The organism is Sphingobacterium litopenaei (assembly GCF_014692495.1).
GTDB classification, from domain to species: Bacteria; Bacteroidota; Bacteroidia; order Sphingobacteriales; family Sphingobacteriaceae; genus Sphingobacterium; species Sphingobacterium litopenaei.
In genome coordinates this window covers 62036-83944 of the sequence record NZ_JACOIJ010000003.1, presented here as the reverse complement: position 1 = coordinate 83944, position 21909 = coordinate 62036, and the positions used below count along the sequence as shown (strand labels likewise).

Below are 21909 nucleotides of genomic sequence, written 5' to 3'. Positions count from 1 at the left end.
GCTAAAATAATTTAGCTTTGGTTATATCGTAATTTATTGTCATCTTTAAATTCAACAAAAATTATAACCAAGATGAAACCAAAGTTTATTTTCACGTTAATAACATTTGTTTCTTTTGTTTCCGCTTCGTTTGCCCAGCGCATTCAGAATGTAGGAAAACCTGTTGATTACGTCAGTACATTAGTAGGTACACAATCGACTTATTTTCTTTCTAGCGGAAATACTTATCCCGCAGTGGCCGTGCCTTGGGGGATGAACTTTTGGAGTCCGCAGACTGGAAAAATGGGAGATGGTTGGATGTATTCTTACACGGCAGAGAAGATTAGAGGAATAAAACAAACCCATCAACCTTCCCCTTGGATGAATGATTACGGTCAATTCAGCATCATGGCAATGGTTGATAATAAAACTTTTGATCAAGACAAACGAGCAAGTTACTTTTCACATAAAGCTGAAGTTGCAAAACCTCATTATTATTCGGTTTATTTAGCAGATTATGATACCAATGTAGAAGTCACGCCAACCGAAAGAGCCGCTTATTTTAGATTTTCTTTCCCAAAAACAGATAAAGCATATGTGTTAATTGATGCTTTTGATAAAGGTTCTTATGTAGAAATAATTCCAAAGGAGAATAAAATTATTGGCTATACGACTAAAAACAGTGGCGGTGTACCTGAAAATTTCAAAAACTACTTTGTGCTGGAATTTAATAAGCCATTTCAGAATGTTTCTACTTTCTCTGATTCAGTTTTACAGGATGGTCGCTTTATGGTAAAAGCAGATCATGTCGGTGCTATTTTAGAATTTAAAACTTCCGGTAAGAATGATCCAGTATTGCTAAAAGTTGCTTCTTCATTTATTTCTCATAATCAGGCAAGTTTGAATCTTCGCGAATTGAATAATTTGACTTTTGATCAGGTAAAACAAAAAGGTGAAGATATTTGGAATAAGGAATTAGGCAAAATTGAGGTGGAAGGAGGAACAATAGATCAAATTCGTACTTTCTATTCTTGCTTATATCGCTCGTTGTTGTTCCCTCGCATGTTCTATGAATATGATGCAAATAATCAAGTTGTACATTATTCACCTTATAATGGAAAAGTTCTTCCAGGCTATATGTTTACTGACACGGGGTTTTGGGATACTTTCAGATGTTTATTTCCATTTCTGAATTTGATGTATCCTGAGATGAATCTTAAGATGCAGGAAGGATTGGCCAATGCGTATCGCGAAGGTGGTTGGTTGCCTGAATGGGCAAGTCCTGGCTATCGTGACATTATGGTCGGTAACAATTCAGCTTCGGTAGTTGCTGATGCTTGGATTAAAGGCGTGCGTTCAAAAGATATTGAAACGCTTTATGAAGCCGTCGTAAAAGGTTCCAAAAATGCAGGTCCATTAAGAGCTGTTGGTAGAGCAGGAGCAAATTATTACAATGAACTAGGATATGTACCATATGATGTGAATATACATGAAAATGTAGCACGTAGTTTGGAATATGCTTATGATGATTTTGCTATTTATCAGTTAGCAAAGTCGATAGGAAAAGGTAAGGAGGATATAGAATTTTATAAAAATAGAGCCTACAACTATCAAAAGCTATTTGATGCTCAAAATGGATTGATGCGTGGTAAATTGCAGAATGGGACTTTTCAGTCTCCTTTTAATCCATTCAAATGGGGCGATGCTTTTACAGAAGGTAATAGTTGGCATTACAGCTGGTCTGTTTTTCAAGATTTCGCAGGCTTATCTAAATTATTAGGGGGCAATAAAGCATTCGAAAATAAACTGGATTCTGTGTTTATTCTTCCGCCTATTTTTGATGATAGCTATTATGGATTTCCCATTCATGAGATTAGAGAAATGCAAATTGTCAATATGGGACAATACGCGCATGGAAACCAGCCTATTCAACACATGACTTATTTGTATAATTATGCTGGAGCACCATGGAAATCACAATATTGGGTACGCGAAACTATGGACAAGATGTATTCGCCAAATCCTGATGGCTATTGTGGTGATGAGGATAATGGACAAACTTCGGCGTGGTATGTATTTTCTGCTCTTGGATTTTATCCTGTGACTCCTGCTGTTGATGAATATGTAATAGGCTCGCCATTATTTGATAAAGTAATTCTTCATTTGGAAAATGGTAATACTATTCAAATTCAATCTGTTAATAATGATTCAGAAAATAGATATATTAAATCCCTTCAATTGAATGGAAAGAATTACAGCAAAAATTATTTAAAACACAGTGAATTAATAAAAGGTGCAAAATTAAATTTTACTATGGATAAGGTTCCTAATAAATCGAGAGGAACTTCTGCCGCTGATTTTCCATATTCAATTAGTACTTCAAAAAATTAAATAGCATATTCTATAACACAAACAATAAACGCTACCTGATTAGGTAGCGTTTTCTTATTTTATACATGTCAGAAATTAGCATCTTATCTCTCGACGCATGAAAACGAAATAGGACAGTGCGAAACATACCATCATTGCAGCGGTGATTCCTGTAAGCTGTGGCCATACAATCATCAAGCTATCTTTGAATGATAGCGGAGAAGGAATTGCTGCGACCATTTGTTCCATAGAAACAGGTCCAAGACTGCGTACTGACGGCATTAAAATGCTTGTAGTCGCATCCGTATATAATTGGCTAGGCGATAATCGCATCAAATTTAGTATCAGTTCATGCCAAGCTAAGTATTCCTGTTCTGAAATATAATTCGGATTGGGAATAAATGGTCTAACTATAAAATTAATGACTATTGGAAAGAAAATGGTAAAGAAAAGCCATATACCAATTGCTGTCATAGCTGATGTTGCTCCTTGACGAAATATTATCGATAGTAATATGGCTAAGCTTAACCAGAAAGCTACATAGATAATACTAACAGCAATGAATCCAATAATCCTTACGACCTCTTGAAATTCAATGTGAATGCCTGTGGACATTATGCCAGCTCCAATCATAAGCATAACTAAGGAAGTAAATAACACGCTTACTATGATTAGCGGTGCAAAGAATTTTGCAAGTAATAGATTGTCCCGATAAATAGGCTGTGCGACAAGCCGAGTTAAAGTTCCTCCATTGTGCTCTGAATTAATCGCATCGAAACCTAAAGCTATCCCCAATAAAGGTGCTAAGAAATTCAAAAATACATGAAAAGGAGGAATTGAATTGTCACTGGTGGTAAGTAATTTTAAATAGACAAATGTACTATCAGGATCCTGTGCATTATTAATTGTGTCTTTTAGCCCCGAAAAAGACACAAATAGAGAAGCTCCAAAAGTCAATACGATTAAAGCAAGCAAGATGATAAAGCGCCAGCTTCGTATGTGCGATGTAATTTCTTTTTTGATCAACACTTTCATCGCAATAGGGATAAAGCTCGAGTTACTCTCTTTATTTGTCGTATTATTACTTTTGAAGATGCTTATTTTTTTTTCCATTTTACATCTTTACTGTTTGATTTTCAAAATATTTGGCATATATATCATCAAGCGAATAGCCATTTCGTTGTACAGATATAATATTGGCATTTTTATGCACCAATAGTTTTACAGCATCGGCCGTGATATCAAGATCGGAATAGATACTTAATATGTCATTTTGCAATTCACAAGATTTATAGCCACTTATTTCAGATAATACTGCTGTAATATCTGATGATGATAATTTATTGTTATCAAGCTGAATGATTGTTTTAAATCCTTCGTTCAATTGGAGTTGGTGAGCTAGTGTTTCAATAGGCCCTTCAACAATCATCTTACCGTCCACAAAAATTCCTACACGATCACACACCCGTTGTACTTGATGTAAATGATGTGATGACATCAACACCGTCAAATTTTGCTCTCTACTCAATTTTTGAATGAGTTCTAAAAACTCATTAACTCCACTTGGGTCAATTCCAAGGGTGGGCTCATCCAGAATTACAACCTGTGGTTTTTTAATTAGTACTTCAGCTAAGCCAAGACGTTGTTTCATTCCTCGAGAGAAAGTGTTTGTTTTGTTGTTGGTAGCATGAGTTAAACCTACAGTCTGTAATAATTCTATAGCCGATTTTTTAGCTTCTTGTTCTTCAATACCATTTATCTGCGCGATAAAACATAGATTTTCTAGCGCTGTCATGTCTGGATAGAAGCCTACATTATCGGGCAAATACCCGACAAGTTTTTTGACTTCTAAAGGATTTCTAGTTGCGTCATATCCACAAACAGTTGCTGTCCCTTCCGTGGGTTCCGTCAAACCCAACATCATAAGAATACTGGTTGTTTTTCCAGCCCCATTTGGACCCAATAGACCAAATATTTCTCCTGAAGCTATATGAAGATTTAATTTATCAACAGCCTTTTTTGTGCCATAACATTTACTTAAATCCTTCAGTTGTATGATTGGATTATTCATGTGTAATGTTATTTCTGATTTAGTTTATCGATTATCTTCTTCCGTATTTGCGAATTAAATAATAGATTAAACCTGCAGCTGCAGCAATAATTACTATTCCAACCCAACCTGATAAAATGGAAGTTTTTACCATCATACGGATAGTCGCTTCGGAGGTTCCATTATTCGACCTTACAGTCATTTTAGTTACATAATCTCCAGCAATTGTTTTCTCAGGAACTTTTAAAGTTACTTTGATATCAGCACTTTGACCAGGTTGTAATTGTTCGATATTAGAAGGCGAGAAGCTAGTTTCCCATTTGCTTGGCAGTTGAGAAGATAATTCTAAAGCGTTTAAGGGTAATGTTCCTGTATTCTTTACCACTAATAGAATCTCTTTGCTATTTCCAGCGACAATCTCATCACTTAATCTGCCCGTAGGAGTGGTAAGTTCTACAGCGTAGGAGCCTCGCACTACAGCTTCAAGATCTAATTTAAGCGTATCAAAAGATGAAATAGCCTGAACTGGAATTTTGTATGTGTCTGGTTTGGTGGTAATAGGACAGGTGATTTCTATACTGATATCTTTGGTGCTTCCTGATTCGACTTGTAAGGAAGTTACAGAAATACCTTCTACACGATACGTAACTTGCCAGCCTGCAGGCAATTTGGTTGATAATTTATAGTCTACAGTTTCGGATTTTCCGTTTGTGAGTAAGCTATTATAGCGAAAAGTTTCATTCGTAGGGGCTTCTACATTCAATAGCCTAGCAGTGAAACTAGTTTTGACAGAATTGCTTTGCGCAAAAGATGAGGTTGTTAATAAAAATAAATAAAGCAGTAGTCCTTTGGTTAATATTAGGCACTTTTTAGAGTTTAATAATTGTTTTAACATAATCTAAATACTAAAATTTATAATTAATGAATGATAGTGTTCAAAGAATGTCAATTGGTTATCGCTACCAATTTTTATTAAAAAATAATGCGCCAAAATACTAATCTCAGCTATTCCTGTCAATAGCTGAGATTTATTATAAAGGATAAAAAATGTTAAATAGTGTAAAAATTATTTTTTAGGTAATTCTATGATAAATATTGTTCCTTGATTGATATTATTTTCAATCCATATTTTTCCTATATGTTGATCGATGATTTGTTTACAGATATACAATCCTAATCCAAAAGATTCTTCTCCGAAAGTTCCTTCACGTCTAATTTGTGGATTAAGGTCAAATAATTTAGCTTTAAACTCTTCAGGAATACCAATCCCATTATCTGCTATTCTAATTTGAATGGTATTTTCATCAGAGTCCAACAGTTGTATAGATATTTCGCTAGCCGGTGAACTAAATTTGATAGCATTGCTTAATAAATTGTCTAAGACTCGCCGAATTTTTTCGCGGCTAATAGGAATTGGGACAGATTTAAGATCTGTTATGAGTTGTTGACTTTTTTCATTCGCTTTATATTGTAGTAATGTAACAGATTCAAGAATAAGCTTGTCTAATTCTGTATCAATCTTGTTGATACTATCTTGCCAGTTTTAATCTGTAATAGATCAGAAATAGTTTTTAAAGCATCTTGATGCGATATCGTATTGATCTTTCTTTTTAAGTTCCTTCTTTAAAACTGAGATTAAGCTGTCTGTAGTTTCGCCCGCATAACAGGAAATATTGACACCAAGAAGTAAAAATAATTGGCAAATGATTAGGGTAAAAATTATTTTCTTAATAAAGGCAGTATGCATTGGAAATAATTAATAATACTAATATATAAATTATATAAATATTTATATCTCTTTAACTTATTATTATCATATTGATGTTTCGATTTTTGTAAGGTGTAGTTCCCTATAAAAACTAAGAAGCTCTTATGCGTGAACATAAGAGCATTATTTTATTATTTATTAAATAATTATTTACAATTTGGAATGTTGAATTCTGCTGTCAATACGGAGGAATTCGTTGCTGAATTGTAAGTTATTTTTCCTTTCAGACCATCTTTTGCTGGTAATGAAGTATCTGATTTATTGAAGTCAAACTCTGTAGAGTATTTTCTTCCATCATATACGATTTCAATATAGTATTTCGTATTGTTAATTAATTTTAATGAACCTGTGCCATTTTCTACACGTATCGATTGTACAAATACTTTACTATTATTAACATTTCTATAAAGAGATGCATTAGCACTCGGTAAAACAGTTGTTTTCTTAGCTGGACATTTTCCTGTAAGATCTAGATTAACATTTACGAGATCAATAGTTGCTGCATTTAATGTTACACTTACACCTTGGTTAGAACAAGGATCAAAATATGCTGATTCCGCTGCTTTTTCACCTGTAGCTTTATCCACTAATACCACTTTTAATTTGTAACTTGGTAGTTTGTCCAACGTAATTGTATTAGCTCCAGAAGTCATAGTATGAGAAATATCCGCTGATGTTGATACAGGTTGGCCACTTTCATTTAATAAGTTGATAGTATAAGTTCTATTTGCCGCACCAGCATTAGCATTAACAGTGATTTTAGTAGATTGCGTACAGTTTTCGGAATAGAAATTCAAACTCCAGTAGGATAAGTGAGGAATATCAAAAGATGCGATTAATTTACCTCCGTTATTCGCAATTGTAGTGTTACCTTCTCTTTTCCAAACACCTTTTGATTCGTCCAAACTCCATACTGCGATCTGATCACCAGCTTTTATTGTTGAACCCGTATTTGGATTTACAATTTGATTGCTCACTTCCATATCCACTTTTAATGGTTTCGAGAATTGTTTCACAGCTTGATTGCCCACTTTCATATCAATAGCAACAAAACCAGCTGTTACGAATGATCCAGCATTTAGTTTATTTCCACTAGCATCTACTAAATTTTGAGCTGATAATCCACCTGGAAATGCTTCCAACGCTTTCTCAGAAGAAGGGCTGTACTGTACAATGTTACTTGTTAAAGTACCACCAGTAATAGGAGCTCCATTAGCATTTAAGAATTGTGTACCAGTTTCAACAAGAATATTTGTTTGCTCTGGCTTTGATGCGCTACTTGGTAATGCAATTGTCGTTGGAGCAGTTGTTGCACCCGAAGTTAAAGTTGTATTTTTACCTACCACAGCAGCTGTACCTTCAGGTAAGTTTTTATATTGTACCATTTTCACCACATAAACAGATGCTGAATCTTTATCCAACGTGATTGTTTGTGAGACAGGTACATATCCGTTTAATTCACCGTTAATATGAAACTGAATTGGATTCGATTTTGTGGGTTTTACTCCTTCTTCAAGAGCTAAACTCAACATACCACCTACGACTTTAAATTCTTTTTTACCAATATCGTTGATTACTTTATCCGCATTAGAACCTGAAATCGTGACTGTAAAATCTCCAACTGGAGTAGGATTTTTATCGTTGGCATTTATAAAAATAACACCTGTAGGGGTGTTTCCATATAAATTTCCATCTGTAATAATCTCAATACCGTTGAATGGATTATTACACGTATAAAATACTGCCGAGGCAATAGTTATTAGCGTTAATAATATGTATTTAGTTGAAATTTTCATGATTGGTTTGGGTTTATTTTGCAATTCTAAAGTTTAAATTTAGTTGAATAGTAGGCATCCATCTAAAAGAAGATAAATTATTTTCTAAAGTTGATTCTTGTTGCTTATTTGGAGCTAACATTTTAGTCGCATCAATATTAACTTTTGCTGGACTCATGTAGTATGATCCTAAGTCAACATTTACACCAAATCTTTTAGATGGAGTACTTCTTCCAAGACCTAAACCAATATAAGGAGCAAAACCATTATAACTTACCTGAGCTTTTAAATCTCCAATTTGCTCCGGAGTGATAGATAAATTGCCAACATCAATGCCTTTTGAAGGTTTCAAATAACCATCCACTTCTGTGTTGTTTAATACAGCACCACCTGCAACAACTCTTAAAACAGGTAAAAGACTGTATTCGCCTAGTAATCCAACTTGGCTTACACTACCTTGTACATATTTAACATCATCTTTATAATCGCCTAAAGCTGCAAGATTAATATTACGACCTTTTAATGGATCATTCATTTTGTAAGAGAAAAATGTACCATTCAAACGAACTGCTAATTTTTCTAAGACCTGATAGCGTACACCTGCTCCAAATCCGTTAGTTCCTCCTTGCAATTGAATTGACATTTTATTGGTTTGAAATCCTGATGGGTAGGATAGAGTGTCCGTTTGTGCCATCAAGCATCCGGCTGCCACAATTTGGCAACTGAACAGTAGAAGTCTTTTTTTCATAGGTTAAAAAATGTATTTGTATTTCAAATGTACCAATAAAAGATTGTAAATCACAATTAAATATTGTATTAATTCAATTTTTTACGAATATTAAATTTTATTGAGAGATATTTCAGTACTTAAGAAGTAGAATGTTAGTACTTTATTGTTATTTAAAAGAGATAACCCACGTTAAGCGAGCTTTGAGGTCAACAAAAATAGAGTTTTTTTGTTAATAAGCTAATTAAAATCTAAGAAAAATGGGAATAGTACTAACTCGCAAGAATATATATTTTAAACCTGATACCACTCGTGTCTTAGCTCGGTTTTTTAATTTAAGTAATGAACGAAAAGAAAAAGTTATTAAACGAGTTATTTCTTTGTCCAAAAGTGAAAAAGAAGTGCTTTTAAATCAGATACTTCGTAATTTTTCTAATAGACATAGAAGTGTTGTTGAGATATGGGAAAGAAATTTTAAGCGAGCAATGGAAGCACCTCTAAGTAAAGAAACTTTAGAATACCCCTATACTTACAAGGATAAGTTGTTAATAGGAGCCTATTTTACGATGGAATATTCCGTAGAGTCGGCCGCTTTTTTCAATCCTTCTATCGTGGAATCGCCCGATCAAACGCAGCTAGAGGATGGTCAAAAACGAATTATTTTAAGTTTTAGAGCTACAGGAGAAGGTCATGTATCATCCATTGTTTTTCGTTCTGGTATTATCGATAAAGATCTAAATATTCAATTGGATGAAGTCGGACGTCTTTTAGAAAAACCTAAGAATTTTAAGAATCATATATACATTAAGCACGAATTTTTTGAGAAGCTTTCCAATATCGATTCGGTGGATGATGCATTCAATACTATTGTATATAATAAATTTCCAGAAACATTTGTATATGAAGAACTCAGACGTTTCATAAAAGAATTGAATGCTGAATATGGCTCCAATCCTATTTATAACCAGTTTTTGAATCATATACTTTGGCTAGCCTCTTCGCATTATCAGATTTCTTATTCATTGAATACCTCTATTTCCGAACGCGTAATCTTTCCTATTAGCGATACCGAAAGAAATGGCATTGAAGATGCACGGTTTCTGAAATTTGATCAAGGAAATGGTTCTTTTATTTATTATGCTACCTATACTGCTTATGATGGAATAACTATCATGCCCAAATTACTTTCTACCAAGGATTTTGTCACCTTCAAAATTCAGCCTATTAATGGTAAAGTCGCCAATAAAGGAGCTGCTATTTTCCCCAAAAAAATTAATGGAAAATACGCTATGCTGTGCCGGGTCGATGGAGAAAATAACTATATCTGTTTTTCAGATGATTTAATTAATTGGCATCAGGATGTAATTTTGCTTCGGGAGCCAAAATATCCTTGTGAATTTATCCAAATAGGAAATTGTGGTTCACCTATCGAAACGGAAAAAGGCTGGTTATTACTGACACATAGTGTAGGACCTATGCGTCAATACAGTATAAGTGTAAGTTTGTTGGATTTAAATGATCCTACTAAAATTATCGGAAGGTTAAAAGAACCGCTCATTTACCCCAATCAAGAAGAACGTGAGGGATATGTTCCGAATGTAGTTTATTCATGTGGGCAAATCATTCATAATGGTCATTTAATAATTCCATATGCAATGTCTGATTACGCGTCTACTTATGCCATCATTAACTTAGATGATTTATTGAATGAGTTGCTATCAAATCCTTAATGTATAGTATGATTCAAAATGATCTATAATTGAGATTATTCCATAGATTCGTTTTGGAAAATTAGTTTATATTCGGTCAATTATATCACCTATTATAAACAGCATTACTCGAAAGAGTAATATTTTTACCAATTATCTATGATGAAATCAATAAGACCATTTAGACTTATTCAGAATTTATCTGTTGTATTTTTATTTTTTATAGGATTTACTCATCCTGCTTTTGCACAAGAATGGAAAGCCAAATGGATTTCAATGGACTTACCTGAAACAGATAAAATAAATGTCTGGATTGGTTTTGTAAAAGAAGTAAACGTAAAAAATGTTCCAAAATCGGCTCTTGCTAAAATTGCTGTGGATAGTAAATACTGGCTATATATCAATGGAAAATTGGTCGTATTTGAAGGAGGTGTAAAACGCGGGCCAAATATTAATGATACCTATTATGATGAAGTAAATATAGCTCCCTATTTAAAAACAGGAAAAAATATCATAGCAGTGGATCTGTGGTATTTTGGCAAGCAAGGATTTTCACATCACGACAGCGGAAAAGCTGGTTTGTTATTCGATCTTCAAAGCAATGGTTTAACAATTTTGTCTGACGAGACCTGGAACGTTAATCGAATTTTATCCTATAAAATGGCAGATAAACCGCACGCTAATTTTAGACTACCTGAATCAAGTTTATTGTTCGATGCGAGAGAAGTTGATAAAAGATCAATGCATATTAATGATGAATCACAAGCTTCTCAACATGCTATTGTGGTGGCAAAAGCAGGAGATGCACCATGGAATAAACTCGTGAAAAGATCCATTCCCCAATGGAAAGACTTTGGAATAAAAAAAATCCACAAAAAAGATATAATACGTGATGGGGATACATTAAAATGTAAACTACCCTATAATATGCAATTCACACCGGTGATTGCTTTAAAAAAGGCTCCAGCAGGTCAAAAAATAACTTTGGCTACAGATAATTTCTACCATTATGATGGCGATGATGATATAATTCGTGCTGAATATATCACCAAAGAGGGTAAACAGCAGTATGAAAGTCCAGGCTGGATGAATGGGCATTACATGTATGTAGTGGCTTCTAATGATATTGAATTCGATTTTATTGGATATCGAGAGACAGGATATAATACAGAATTTGCTGGAGAATTTCACTGTTCGGACGAGTTTTTCAATAAGCTATGGCAGAAGGCACGAAGAACGCTGTATGTCACCATGCGCGACAATTATATGGATTGTCCAGATCGTGAACGTTCACTTTGGACGGGGGATGCTGTTTTGGAGAGTGAAGAATCTTTTTATGCATTATCTCCATCTTCACATGAATTATCAAAAAAATGGCTTTTAGAAATGTTTGGTTGGCAAAGAGAGGATGGAAGTTTACATTCTCCCATCCCCAGTGTGATTTGGGGTAGAGAATTACCCGGTCAGATTCTGGCCACTATCGGACATTATGGTGTTTGGAACTATTATCTTCATACTGGAGATAAGGAAATGATTGAATTTGCTTATCCAAAAAGCCAAAAATATTTGGATTTGTGGGAATTTCAGGACAATGGATTAGTAAAAGTTCGTAAAGGCGAATGGAATTGGGGAGACTGGGGGGAGAATAGAGATATAACATTGCTCTATAATTTGTGGTATTATCTAGCTTTAAAAAGTCAGCATGCCATTGCTATAGAATTAGGATATTCAAAAGATCAGGAAATTCTTGCCTCTAAAATGGCTAAATTAAAAGCTGCGTTCAATCAAGTGTTTTGGAAAGATGGTCAATATAGATCTACAGAGTATGAAGGATTGACAGATGATAGAGCACATGCCTTAGCCGTCGTTTCTGGCATAGCAGAGCCAGAAAAATATGCAGAGATAGAAAAGGTTTTTGAAACACAACATCATGCAAGTCCGTACATGGAAAAATATGTTTTTGAAGCGATGTATATAATGGGAATCCCTGCAAAAGCAAATCAAAGACATAAACAACGTTTTGAAAAGATGGTCAATAACAATTATTTTTCGACTTTATTTGAGGGATGGGGGATTGGCAAAGAAGGTTTTGGTGGTGGTACGGTTAATCATGCCTGGAGTGGAGGAGGGCTAAGTATTTTACATGGATATATGGCTGGTATCCGCCCCTATAAACCAGGGTACGATGAATTCATAGTAAGTCCAAACGTCGAAGGGATAAAAAATCTGCACACTTTGGTGCCATCTATTAAAGGAAACATTATCTTGGATATTAGGAATACAAATAATCTGCTTTCTTTAAAACTTCATGTTCCAAACTCGACAAAAGCTCGATTTAGTCTGCCAAAGGAATATGATATGGATAATCTGGTGATAAAAAGAAATGGAAAGTCACTAAAAGATTTTGTGAAAGAAGGAAAAGAAATACTATTGGAGGGTGGTAAATGGTCTATTCAAGCTAAAAAGAAAAACTAATACAGTGAGCTAATAGAAGTTTATTTTTAAGACTCTAAATCAATTTGTTTTATAAGTAAGATGCTTATCTTTATGGGATTGTGCTATGTAAGGTAGAGCAATACATCAACCTACTTGAATAACAAATTATGAGACTTAAACTAATTAATCTACTCTTTTCTTTCTTTATTTCCATTTCGGTTTTTGCGCAACCCACGGGTAAATTAGCAGTGCATGATCCCGTTATGATTAAGCATCAGGATACTTATTATTTATTCTCCACGGGGCATGGAATTGCGGTTTCAAGTTCTAGAGATATGATAAATTGGAAAAGAGAAAAACCAGTTTTTAGTGTACCTCCGCAATGGACTGTTGAAAAAGTGCCGACGTTCAAAGGGCACATTTGGGCACCAGACATCGCTTTCTTTAATGGTAGATACTATTTGTACTATAGCGTTTCTGCTTTTGGAAAAAATACTTCTGGCATCGGCGTAGCAACCAATGTGACTTTGGACAAGGATGATCCTAATTTCAAATGGCAAGATCATGGTTTAGTTATTCAATCTATTCCAGGGCAGACGAATTGGAATGCTATTGACCCCAACATTATTTTAGATAAAAAAGGAACGCCGTATATGAGTTTTGGTTCTTTTTGGGATGGAATCAAATTAGTGAAATTGTCTAAAGATGGTCTTCGTGTAGAAGATGACATTACAAATATTCCAACTATAGCAAGTCGAAAAAAGTCCTCCAAAGATCCGAATCCGCCTTCTGTGGATGACAATCCAAAAGATGCGGGAGGAAATGCTATAGAAGCACCATTTATTTTTAAGCATAAAGACTATTATTATCTTTTTGTTTCCATAGATTACTGTTGTAAAGGTGTAAATAGCACATATAAAATGATTGTAGGAAGATCAAAAAATATAAAAGGTCCATATCTGGATGAAAAAGGAATTGATTTAGCGCAGGCAGGGGGAAAGTTGGTTCTGGCGGGAAACGAAAATTGGCATGGAGTAGGACATAATGCTGTCGTCCATACAGAAAACCAAGATTATATTCTATTTCATGGTTATGATGCTAAAGACGCAGGAAGATCAAAATTGCTTATCAAAAAAATTACTTGGGATAAGCAGGGATGGCCTACCGTTAAATTAAATTAATTCCTGACCACAGTTTATATTGTCAATCCTTTATTATACTTCCACTATAATAAAGGATTGGTCTTTTTTCTCTCTTCTTAGTACGGGTATAGCAACATTATAAACAGGAATTTTTGTGGAAGTCTGACCTTTAGGAGAACCCGCGTGTGCGTGCCCATGAAAAGCTACCGTAACCTGTCTACGGCTTATAGTATCCGCCAAATGTGATGACCCCAAGAAAGGATAAAGCTGTTCGGGTTCTCCGATAATGGTTTCTTTGATGGGCGAATAGTGCAGCAATACTACTTTAGGCATCTGCGGATTATCTTGTTCCAATCTTGTCAGTGCACGGTCCAATTGTAATGCCTCATCTACGGCTTCATGAACAAATTGCTTCATCATTTCTTCCCCAAAAAGAGAAAGCATATATTGTTCAAATCCTCCACCAAAACCTTTCACCCCAGCAAAAGCTACATCGTGAATAACAATGGATTCTCCATCAAGGATAGTCATATCATGCTCCGCTAAAATTTGTTTAATCATCTTTTGACGACCTTTTTCATAATCATGATTTCCCAAAACACCAATCACGGGCACTTGTAACACATCCAATCCTTCACCTAAAATGCGAGCTTCTTCTTCATCGCCCGTATCGGTTAGATCACCACAAATCAGCAAAATATCTGCCTTCTCATTAATCTCTTTAAACGTACTTCTCAAAATCCCTTTGTCGCTACTTTTAGTATGTATATCCGCCATAGCGGCTATTCTTATTTTCTTTCTATTCGCCATAATTAAACGGTTGTGATCGTATAACTTTTATAATTCCATTCTTTCACATCCACTTGATATTGAGTTTGATCAATCAAAGGACCTCTACAAACTCTTTCAACAGGTGAGGGGAGATCATATTGTTCATTAGCCCTACGCATCAATTCATCAAAAAGCCATTTTGGAATGATTTCTCTATATTCTGAAGGGTACACAAATTGGAAAATTAGAATCTGTGCCAACAGTAAATGCCAATGCGTGTCTAATCTGTACAAGAGGATTTCCCAATTCACTTCCTTGCCGTATTTCAACAAGATGTGATTTATATCTGCATTGTCATTTCTTTCTCTATTCTGCACATATATTTTGCACCAGATAAGTTCTTCAACAGGAATAAATTTTACGGGTACATCCGCAAAATAGCCATCACTGGCGCGTTCGTACCAACTTTCATCCACCGTACATATATTGCTGACTGTGTCGAAAATAATATCGATGAAATAGTCTCCATGGAATACCTTAGCAAGCCAACGCGCGTCAGTCACTTCGGTGCGGTATCCTTGCTCGGCAAAGTATTTAAGAATTTTTGGGTATTCACTGCTTTTGCAGAATATATCTAAATCTTTCGTGTCCCTAAAAATTCCCGTATAATGAAACATCGCGAAAGCGCCTCCTAACATAAATTGGCAACCACTAGCATGAAGCATTTCCAACGCTTCTTTGTAAAATGCTGTCGATTCTTGTTTTTCCTTTTCTGTGCTTAGCATATTGTTGTGATCTAAGTTAATCTAGCGAATATTGAACCATCAGAGCATGAAGAAAGTTGATGATAAAGTATTTATTGCTTATAGAATGTGACTTACATAAGAAAAGGGGACAAATCCCCTAATCGTATAGTAAATATGAATTTTAAACAAATTGAAATCTTACTGTTTAGATTTATCCACTACAAAGATAGTTTCTATCTTTTCTTGATACACCTCTACAGTGTTTAGATATATATCTTTTTTAGTTTGTAAGATGTAATCGGTATCTGTGAAAGTATCTACATAGTCCACAGACTCTTCTTGGATATATTTTTCCCTATTCGTATACGCATCTAATTTATACATAGTGAAGATGGCATCTTCTTCCATAAAATGAATATCAGAGCGCAATAGATTTACACCATTTTTCTCGAAAATTTCCCTCGCTTCATCTGAACTCACCTTTCGAATTTTCTCTTTTAAAGCATGCAGTTCATCTAAGGCAGCATTCCGATTTTCAGGATAATATTCTTGTACAAATTGTTCAAATTCTTCGGGTTTATCGTCAACAATGGCATGATGCAAATATACCCGATAAACAGGATTATTCTTCATAGACCAAAATATTCTTCCCAAATTATCTTTTAGTTCTGTTTTTATTTCTTCTAATCGATGTGCTAAATTTTTCATAGTATTTCCGGTAAGTCTTGAATGTTTTAAGCTCATCCATGGATGAGATAACCTCAGGATGAACAAGAGTCAGAAAGATTTTGTTGAGAAGAGGACAAATAAAATCCTCACAGGTAGCTTTTATGTACTTCAAATATGTCATTAAATCATGCTTGCGCATTCCTCTTCAACGACCTTCGCTCAACTCGCGGGTCGGCGAGCGAATAGGAGTGAAGCTGTATAATAATTTTTAGACAATAAATTTCTTAATGATTTGCGAGACAACAGCGAGACACTAGCGAGATAAAATTCATCAAAAAGTGCCGCTTTTACTGTATACTTGATATAGATATTATTAACAAGTTTTTTAATCACTCGTAAGAAGAAAAGATTAAAAATTGGTGATTAGACAGTATTTGGAGTGTTTTACAAACAAAAAATCCCCACATTTCTGTGAGGATTTCAGTGCTCCCAACTGGGCTCGAACCAGTGACCAAAAGATTATGAGTCTTCTACTCTAACCAACTGAGCTATAGGAGCGATTTTTTGTTGGTGTCAAAAGTGAACTTTATTCCGTTTTGACGATGCAAATATTGATATTTGTACTGAAAAAACCAAATTTATAATGCAAAAAATTGAAAATATTATCCTCGATTATGGCAACGTGATTTTTATGATTGACTTCCAGAAATCGCAACAAGCTTTTACTCAATTAGGTATATCAAATGTAGATGAAATATTTGCACATTCAGGCCAAATCGAACTTTTTGATGATTTTGACAAAGGAATTATTAGCCCCGCACAATTTCGCGATGGAATTCGGGATTTAACGAAAAACAACAACCTTACAGACGAACAAATTGATCAAGCATGGAATGCTTTGTTGCTTGGAGTGCCAGAAGGTAAACATGAATTATTGATTCAGTTGAATAATAAATACAGAACATTTTTGCTAAGTAATAATAATGCTATTCATTACGATTATTGTATGAAGCATATTTACGATAAATATGGAGTAGAGGATAATACTGGATTTTTTGAACAGGCGTACTATTCGCATCTGATGGGTATGCGTAAGCCAAATGCTGATATTTTTGAATACGTCTTGGAAAAGCACAATTTGGAGCCTGATAAGACATTATTTATTGACGACAGTCCTCAACATTTGCGTACAGCAGCTGCTTTGGGTTTGCATACAGCTTTATGCACGAAAGAGGAACCTCTAGAAAAACTTATAGAAAAATGGAATTTACTATAATTTCGAGCAAACAAATTGATCGATTATTTGTAGTATCATTCCCAAAGGAAAATAATTCAGATTTATTGTAATTAGAGTTTGCATAATTAAGTTTTATTTCTACCTTTGCACCACAAAGAATTTTACAAACGAAAGGAGGTATACAGGAATTATGATTATCGTAAATGTTAAAGAAGGAGAATCTCTAGATAGAGCATTAAAACGCTTCAAAAAGAAATTTGAGAAGACTGGGGTTTTACGTGAATTACGTTCTCGTCAAGCATACGAGAAGAAGTCTGTAACTCGTCGTACACAAATTAAGAAAGCTATCTACAAACAAGGATTACAGCAAGAAACTACTGCGTAATTATTGTGTAGTGCACAATATAAAAAGTCAATCCATTTGGATTGACTTTTTTGTGTATAGGATATTTGATCCCAAGCTAAAAAAGAAAAGGAATTATATTGCTATAATTCCTTTCTTAATCTCGCTACAGGAATATTCATGGATTCCCGATATTTTGCTACAGTTCGTCGCGCTATCGTATAGCCTTTTTCTTTTAGTATTTCTGTTAATTTTTCGTCTGCCAAAGGTTTGCGTTTATCTTCGTTGGCAATACATTCTTCTAAGATTTTCTTCACCTCTTTGTTCGAAACTTCCTCACCCGAATCCGTTTGAATAGCTTCGGAGAAGAAAGATTTTAATAGAAAAGTCCCAAATTCTGTCTGTACATATTTTGAATTAGCTACGCGAGAAACTGTAGAAATATCCATATCAATTTCTTCGGCAATATCTTTTAGGATCATGGGCTTCAACATACGGTCGTCACCAGTTAAGAAGTACTCGTATTGGTATTTCATAATGGCGTTCATTGTTTTAAGGAGCGTTTGCTGTCTTTGTTTGATGGCGTCGATAAACCACTTTGCCGAATCCAATTTGGATTTGACGAATTGAACGGCTTCTTTCATTTTTTTGTCGTTCTTTTCGGCTTTTTCATAATGCTCAAACATATCTTGATAGGTTCTGGATACACGCAGTTCTGGAGCATTACGACCATTTAAGGTTAAATGAAGAACGCCATCATTGTTTGAAATATGAAAATCTGGTATAATCTGCAATTGTTTTCCAGCTACAGCTGCTGAATCACCAGGTTTGGGATTTAACTTCAAAATTTCATTGATAATATCTTTAAGCTCGTCTGAATTTACATTCAGTTGCTTCTCGATTTTATCGTAATGTTTCTTAGTGAATTCATCCAAGTAGTTACGAACTACTTCAATAGCCTTTTTTACTATTGTATTATCTTGGTCTTTCTTACGAAGTTGAATTAACAGACATTCCTGCAGATCACGTGCGCCAATACCAGCTGGTTCAAACTCTTGTATCACAGCTAGCATTTCCTCGACTTCGGATTCTTCAGCCATTACATTTTGGGAAAAAGCCAAATCATCAATCAACGATAGGATAGGACGTCTTAAATACCCATCATCATCCAAACTACCGATAATTTGATTGCCAATTAGATATTGTTTATCCGTAAGTGCTAATAAGTCAAGTTGATTTTGCAGCTTTTCGAAAAAAGAATCTTGAATGGCAATAGGAATTTCTTTATGATCCTCGTCATCCTCACTATTGTAATTACCACCGTAATCTTTGTAGTCATCTTCTTGAATATATTCTTCAAGAGAAAACTCTTCCTCAAAACCATCGTCATTTTTATTTTCATAATCATCCGGATCTTTATCTGGATAATCTTCGATGGAATCGTTCATATTGGCCAAGCTGCCATCTTCTAATGCAGGATTTTCCTCCAGCTCTTCTTTGATACGTGTGTCCAAAGAAGCTGTAGGAACCTGCAGAAGCTTAATAAATTGTATCTGCTGCGGGGATAGTTTTTGTAATAACTTTTGTTGTAGTGTCTGTTTTAACATATCGTAAGTTAAATGCCTGGTAAATTTAGTCAAATAATATGAATTTTATTAGTGTCTCTATACAGATGTTTTTATGTTGTAAATAGTTCACTACTGAAGTATTTGTAAGCGATTTATTTAGGGTAAAACAAACAATTGTTAAAATTCGTTAATTTTATAGCGGAGGATATTTTAAAAATCGTTTTCTATGCGATTTTTACCAAACATTTTTGTCATATTTACTCTATGTTTAGACGTGTTAAAAATCGATTCTTGCGATACATTATTATAGGAATATATTCTATTGTATTGCTCACATGTGCCGTTCAACTAAATTTTTTGGGTCTATTTGGATATTCCCCGACACAGAAAGACATCTTATTGCCAACCCTTAATGTAGCCTCAGAATTATATACCGCTGATTCCGTGTTGATTGGTCGTTATTTCGACGAAGATCGCGATCCAGTTTCTTTTGATAGTATTGCTCCCGAAGTTATTGAAGCCTTGATTGCTACTGAGGATATTCGTTTTTACAAACACAATGGAGTAGACTTTCTTGGTTTGGCTTCTGGTATTGTTTCCACGCTTAAAGGCGATCAACGTGGAGGAAGTACCATTACACAACAGCTAGCAAAAAACCTTTTCAAAACGCGATATGCACATTCTCAAGGTTATCTAAGTAAAATTCCTGGTGTCCGTATTTTGATTACTAAATACAAAGAATGGATGACTGCTTACAAGTTGGAAAGCAAATATTCGAAGCAATCCATTATTACAATGTACCTGAATACCGTATCATTTAGTAATAATGCATATGGAATTAAATCTGCATCTTTACGCTATTTTAATAAATTACCTTCAGCGCTAAACACAAATGAAAGTGCTTTGTTAGTAGGTATGTTGAAAGGAACGACCATTTATAACCCAATTCGTAATCCGAAAAATGCCTTGCAAAGACGTAATGTGGTATTATCTCAAATGGAAAAAGCTGGTTATTTGGATAATGAACAGGTAGCGAAATTAGCTCAAGACTCGTTAAAATTAGACTTAAGCTTTCACGATAATACGGATGCGAATGATTCATATTTGAGATCTGCTGTGTATCGCTGGTTAGACAAATGGAGTCAGGACAATGAGATTGATATCAATAAAGCTGGTTTGAAAATATACACTACAATTGATTCGCGCATGCAAAAAATTGCAGAAAATGTTGTAGCTAAGAAAATGGAAGAATTGCAACGTAGATTGAAAAATACTTGGGGAAGTAGTGAGCCTTGGCGTGACAAGGAAGGAAATGTGATTCCTGAGTTTTTGGAAAATCAAGCACGCAAATTGCCTGCTTACTCTAGCTTAATGCAGCGTTTCAATAACAATGAGGATAGTGTTTTTCAAGTGCTGAATGAAAAGAAAGAGATGGAAGTGTTTACCTGGGATGGTATGGAAAAAGTAAACTATTCTACGATGGATTCTTTAAAGCATTATGTAATGATGTTGAATACGGGTATGATGGCAATGAATCCATATAATGGTGAAATTAAAGTTTGGGTGGGAGGTATCAATCACAAGTTCTATAAGTTTGACCATGTAAGCCAGGCCAAAAGACAAGCGGGTTCAACATTCAAACCTTTCGCTTACTTAGCGGCTTTAGAATCGGGAATGTCACCTTGTGATAAATTTACCGATAAGCCTGTGAAAATTGAGTTTATGGGTAAGGATGGGATGGAAGCTTGGGAACCAAAAAATGCGGACTGGTCAGTATCATATAGTGATATGACACTACGTCACGCAATGGCCAGATCATTGAATACCATCACGGCGCAAGTAACTGAAGCGGTAGGTCCAAACAAAGTTGTAGAGACCGCGCATAAATGTGGTATTGATAGTAAATTGCAAGCTGTGCCTTCTGTGGGGTTAGGGCCAAATGATGTGTCTGTATATGAAATGGTGAAAGCCTATGCAACTTTTATGAATGCGGGTAAAACCACAGAACCTATTTTAGTGTCTAAAATTGTAGATCAAGAAGGACATGTTATTGCTTCTTTTGAAACAGAACACAAACAAGTAATCAGTCCTGAAAATGCATGGCTGATGACCTATATGTTGCGAGGTACTATTGAAGAACCAAGAGGTACTTCACAGGCATTATGGGAGTGGGACTTGTTTAAAGAGAATAATCAAATTGGTGGTAAAACGGGTACTTCATCTGATTATGTAGATGCATGGTACATGGGCGTAACAAAAGACTTAATTGCAGGTGTTTGGGTTGGTTGTGATGAACAAAGTATTCACTTTAAGAATTCAGCTTCTGGTGAAGGTTCAAAAACAGCTTTGCCAATATATGCCATGTTTATGGAAGAAGTTTACAAACATCCGGAATTAGGCGTTACATTTGGTAAATTCCCTGAACCGACGGTGGAGATCACCAAAACATATCAATGTCCAACGCCAAGAGCACAGTATGTAGCTCCGGTGGACAGTACAAATACTGATTTAGATACGGATGTAGAATTAGATCCTTTGCAAGAAAATCAAAATTCAACGGAAGAATCTACAACTGAAGAACAATAAGAAAATTACAAAATTTATAGTATTAACTATTTA

At 34.9% G+C, this 21909-nt stretch carries 17 protein-coding genes and 1 tRNA gene; 7 read left to right on the top strand and 11 right to left on the bottom strand.

Going from position 1 to position 21909, the window contains the following annotated elements:
- Window positions 1–72 precede the first annotated feature (72 nt).
- A complete protein-coding gene (locus H8B04_RS02555) occupies window positions 73–2370 on the top strand; it encodes a GH92 family glycosyl hydrolase (RefSeq protein ID WP_190301342.1) in 2298 nt (765 codons plus the stop codon).
- A 75-nt stretch (window positions 2371–2445) separates the two neighbouring features.
- Here the strand turns inward: H8B04_RS02555 and H8B04_RS02550 are convergent, their stop codons facing one another.
- The 6 genes from H8B04_RS02550 to H8B04_RS02525 all read right to left on the bottom strand — a co-directional run bounded on the left by H8B04_RS02550 (window position 2446) and on the right by H8B04_RS02525 (window position 8690).
- Window positions 2446–3462: an ABC transporter permease gene (locus H8B04_RS02550; protein WP_223815215.1), complete on the bottom strand. Its 1017-nt coding sequence runs from the start codon at window positions 3460–3462 to the stop codon at window positions 2446–2448.
- Window position 3463: 1 nt separating this feature from the next.
- Window positions 3464–4420, bottom strand: a complete 957-nt coding sequence (locus H8B04_RS02545) for an ABC transporter ATP-binding protein (protein WP_165289569.1) — start codon at window positions 4418–4420, stop codon at window positions 3464–3466.
- A 31-nt stretch (window positions 4421–4451) separates the two neighbouring features.
- Window positions 4452–5162, bottom strand: a complete 711-nt coding sequence (locus H8B04_RS02540; RefSeq protein WP_223815214.1) for a COG1470 family protein — start codon at window positions 5160–5162, stop codon at window positions 4452–4454.
- Between the two features lie 303 nt (window positions 5163–5465).
- The gene (locus tag H8B04_RS02535; protein WP_317170634.1) at window positions 5466–5792 is read right to left on the bottom strand and encodes a sensor histidine kinase; all 327 of its coding nucleotides are present in this window, start codon (window positions 5790–5792) and stop codon (window positions 5466–5468) included.
- A gap of 521 nt (window positions 5793–6313) precedes the next feature.
- Window positions 6314–7963: an astroprincin family protein gene (locus tag H8B04_RS02530; RefSeq protein ID WP_165289571.1), complete on the bottom strand. Its 1650-nt coding sequence runs from the start codon at window positions 7961–7963 to the stop codon at window positions 6314–6316.
- Window positions 7964–7976: 13 nt separating this feature from the next.
- Entirely contained in the window at window positions 7977–8690 is a 714-nt protein-coding gene (locus tag H8B04_RS02525; protein WP_165289573.1) for a hypothetical protein, read from the bottom strand.
- Window positions 8691–8929: 239 nt separating this feature from the next.
- Here H8B04_RS02525 and H8B04_RS02520 point away from each other — a divergent pair, with 239 nt between their 5' ends.
- From H8B04_RS02520 to H8B04_RS02510, 3 genes are all read left to right on the top strand, one after another.
- A complete protein-coding gene (locus H8B04_RS02520) occupies window positions 8930–10399 on the top strand; it encodes a glycoside hydrolase family 130 protein (RefSeq protein ID WP_190301341.1) in 1470 nt (489 codons plus the stop codon).
- A 138-nt stretch (window positions 10400–10537) separates the two neighbouring features.
- Complete coding sequence (locus H8B04_RS02515; RefSeq protein WP_190301340.1) at window positions 10538–12853, top strand: alpha-L-rhamnosidase-related protein; 2316 nt, start codon at window positions 10538–10540, stop codon at window positions 12851–12853.
- 128 nt (window positions 12854–12981) lie between these two features.
- The gene (locus tag H8B04_RS02510) at window positions 12982–13995 is read left to right on the top strand and encodes an arabinan endo-1,5-alpha-L-arabinosidase (protein ID WP_190301339.1); all 1014 of its coding nucleotides are present in this window, start codon (window positions 12982–12984) and stop codon (window positions 13993–13995) included.
- A gap of 33 nt (window positions 13996–14028) precedes the next feature.
- Here the strand turns inward: H8B04_RS02510 and H8B04_RS02505 are convergent, their stop codons facing one another.
- The 4 genes from H8B04_RS02505 to H8B04_RS02490 all read right to left on the bottom strand — a co-directional run bounded on the left by H8B04_RS02505 (window position 14029) and on the right by H8B04_RS02490 (window position 16700).
- Window positions 14029–14766, bottom strand: a complete 738-nt coding sequence (locus H8B04_RS02505; protein ID WP_190301338.1) for a metallophosphoesterase family protein — start codon at window positions 14764–14766, stop codon at window positions 14029–14031.
- 2 nt (window positions 14767–14768) lie between these two features.
- The gene (locus H8B04_RS02500; protein ID WP_165289583.1) at window positions 14769–15512 is read right to left on the bottom strand and encodes a nucleotidyltransferase; all 744 of its coding nucleotides are present in this window, start codon (window positions 15510–15512) and stop codon (window positions 14769–14771) included.
- A 159-nt stretch (window positions 15513–15671) separates the two neighbouring features.
- Window positions 15672–16181 (bottom strand): hypothetical protein, encoded by a 510-nt coding sequence (locus H8B04_RS02495; RefSeq protein ID WP_165289586.1) that lies wholly within the window; start codon window positions 16179–16181, stop codon window positions 15672–15674.
- A 445-nt stretch (window positions 16182–16626) separates the two neighbouring features.
- Window positions 16627–16700: transfer RNA gene (locus H8B04_RS02490), tRNA-Ile, on the bottom strand.
- 85 nt (window positions 16701–16785) lie between these two features.
- Here H8B04_RS02490 and H8B04_RS02485 point away from each other — a divergent pair.
- A complete protein-coding gene (locus tag H8B04_RS02485) occupies window positions 16786–17418 on the top strand; it encodes an HAD family hydrolase (protein ID WP_190301337.1) in 633 nt (210 codons plus the stop codon).
- Window positions 17419–17569: 151 nt separating this feature from the next.
- A complete protein-coding gene (gene rpsU, locus H8B04_RS02480) occupies window positions 17570–17764 on the top strand; it encodes a 30S ribosomal protein S21 (RefSeq protein WP_165289590.1) in 195 nt (64 codons plus the stop codon).
- Window positions 17765–17865: 101 nt separating this feature from the next.
- Here the strand turns inward: rpsU and rpoN are convergent, their stop codons facing one another.
- A complete protein-coding gene (gene rpoN, locus H8B04_RS02475; RefSeq protein ID WP_190301336.1) occupies window positions 17866–19329 on the bottom strand; it encodes an RNA polymerase factor sigma-54 in 1464 nt (487 codons plus the stop codon).
- Window positions 19330–19581: 252 nt separating this feature from the next.
- Here rpoN and H8B04_RS02470 point away from each other — a divergent pair, with 252 nt between their 5' ends.
- Window positions 19582–21876 carry a transglycosylase domain-containing protein gene (locus tag H8B04_RS02470; RefSeq protein ID WP_317170632.1) on the top strand — a complete coding sequence of 765 codons (2295 nt, stop codon included), beginning with the start codon at window positions 19582–19584 and terminating at the stop codon, window positions 21874–21876.
- The last annotated feature ends 33 nt before the right edge of the window (window positions 21877–21909 follow it).

Excerpts from the sequence above, each read along its gene's own strand:
- H8B04_RS02555 (WP_190301342.1), top strand. The coding sequence starts at position 73 with ATGAAACCAAAGTTTATTTTCACGTTAATAACATTTGTTTCTTTTGTT.
- H8B04_RS02550 (WP_223815215.1), bottom strand. The coding sequence starts at position 3,462 with ATGGAAAAAAAAATAAGCATCTTCAAAAGTAATAATACGACAAATAAA.
- H8B04_RS02545 (WP_165289569.1), bottom strand. The coding sequence starts at position 4,420 with ATGAATAATCCAATCATACAACTGAAGGATTTAAGTAAATGTTATGGC.
- H8B04_RS02530 (WP_165289571.1), bottom strand. The coding sequence starts at position 7,963 with ATGAAAATTTCAACTAAATACATATTATTAACGCTAATAACTATTGCC.
- H8B04_RS02525 (WP_165289573.1), bottom strand. The coding sequence starts at position 8,690 with ATGAAAAAAAGACTTCTACTGTTCAGTTGCCAAATTGTGGCAGCCGGA.
- H8B04_RS02520 (WP_190301341.1), top strand. The coding sequence starts at position 8,930 with ATGGGAATAGTACTAACTCGCAAGAATATATATTTTAAACCTGATACC.
- H8B04_RS02515 (WP_190301340.1), top strand. The coding sequence starts at position 10,538 with ATGATGAAATCAATAAGACCATTTAGACTTATTCAGAATTTATCTGTT.
- H8B04_RS02510 (WP_190301339.1), top strand. The coding sequence starts at position 12,982 with ATGAGACTTAAACTAATTAATCTACTCTTTTCTTTCTTTATTTCCATT.
- H8B04_RS02505 (WP_190301338.1), bottom strand. The coding sequence starts at position 14,766 with ATGGCGAATAGAAAGAAAATAAGAATAGCCGCTATGGCGGATATACAT.
- H8B04_RS02500 (WP_165289583.1), bottom strand. The coding sequence starts at position 15,512 with ATGCTAAGCACAGAAAAGGAAAAACAAGAATCGACAGCATTTTACAAA.
- H8B04_RS02495 (WP_165289586.1), bottom strand. The coding sequence starts at position 16,181 with ATGAAAAATTTAGCACATCGATTAGAAGAAATAAAAACAGAACTAAAA.
- H8B04_RS02485 (WP_190301337.1), top strand. The coding sequence starts at position 16,786 with ATGCAAAAAATTGAAAATATTATCCTCGATTATGGCAACGTGATTTTT.
- rpsU (WP_165289590.1), top strand. The coding sequence starts at position 17,570 with ATGATTATCGTAAATGTTAAAGAAGGAGAATCTCTAGATAGAGCATTA.
- rpoN (WP_190301336.1), bottom strand. The coding sequence starts at position 19,329 with ATGTTAAAACAGACACTACAACAAAAGTTATTACAAAAACTATCCCCG.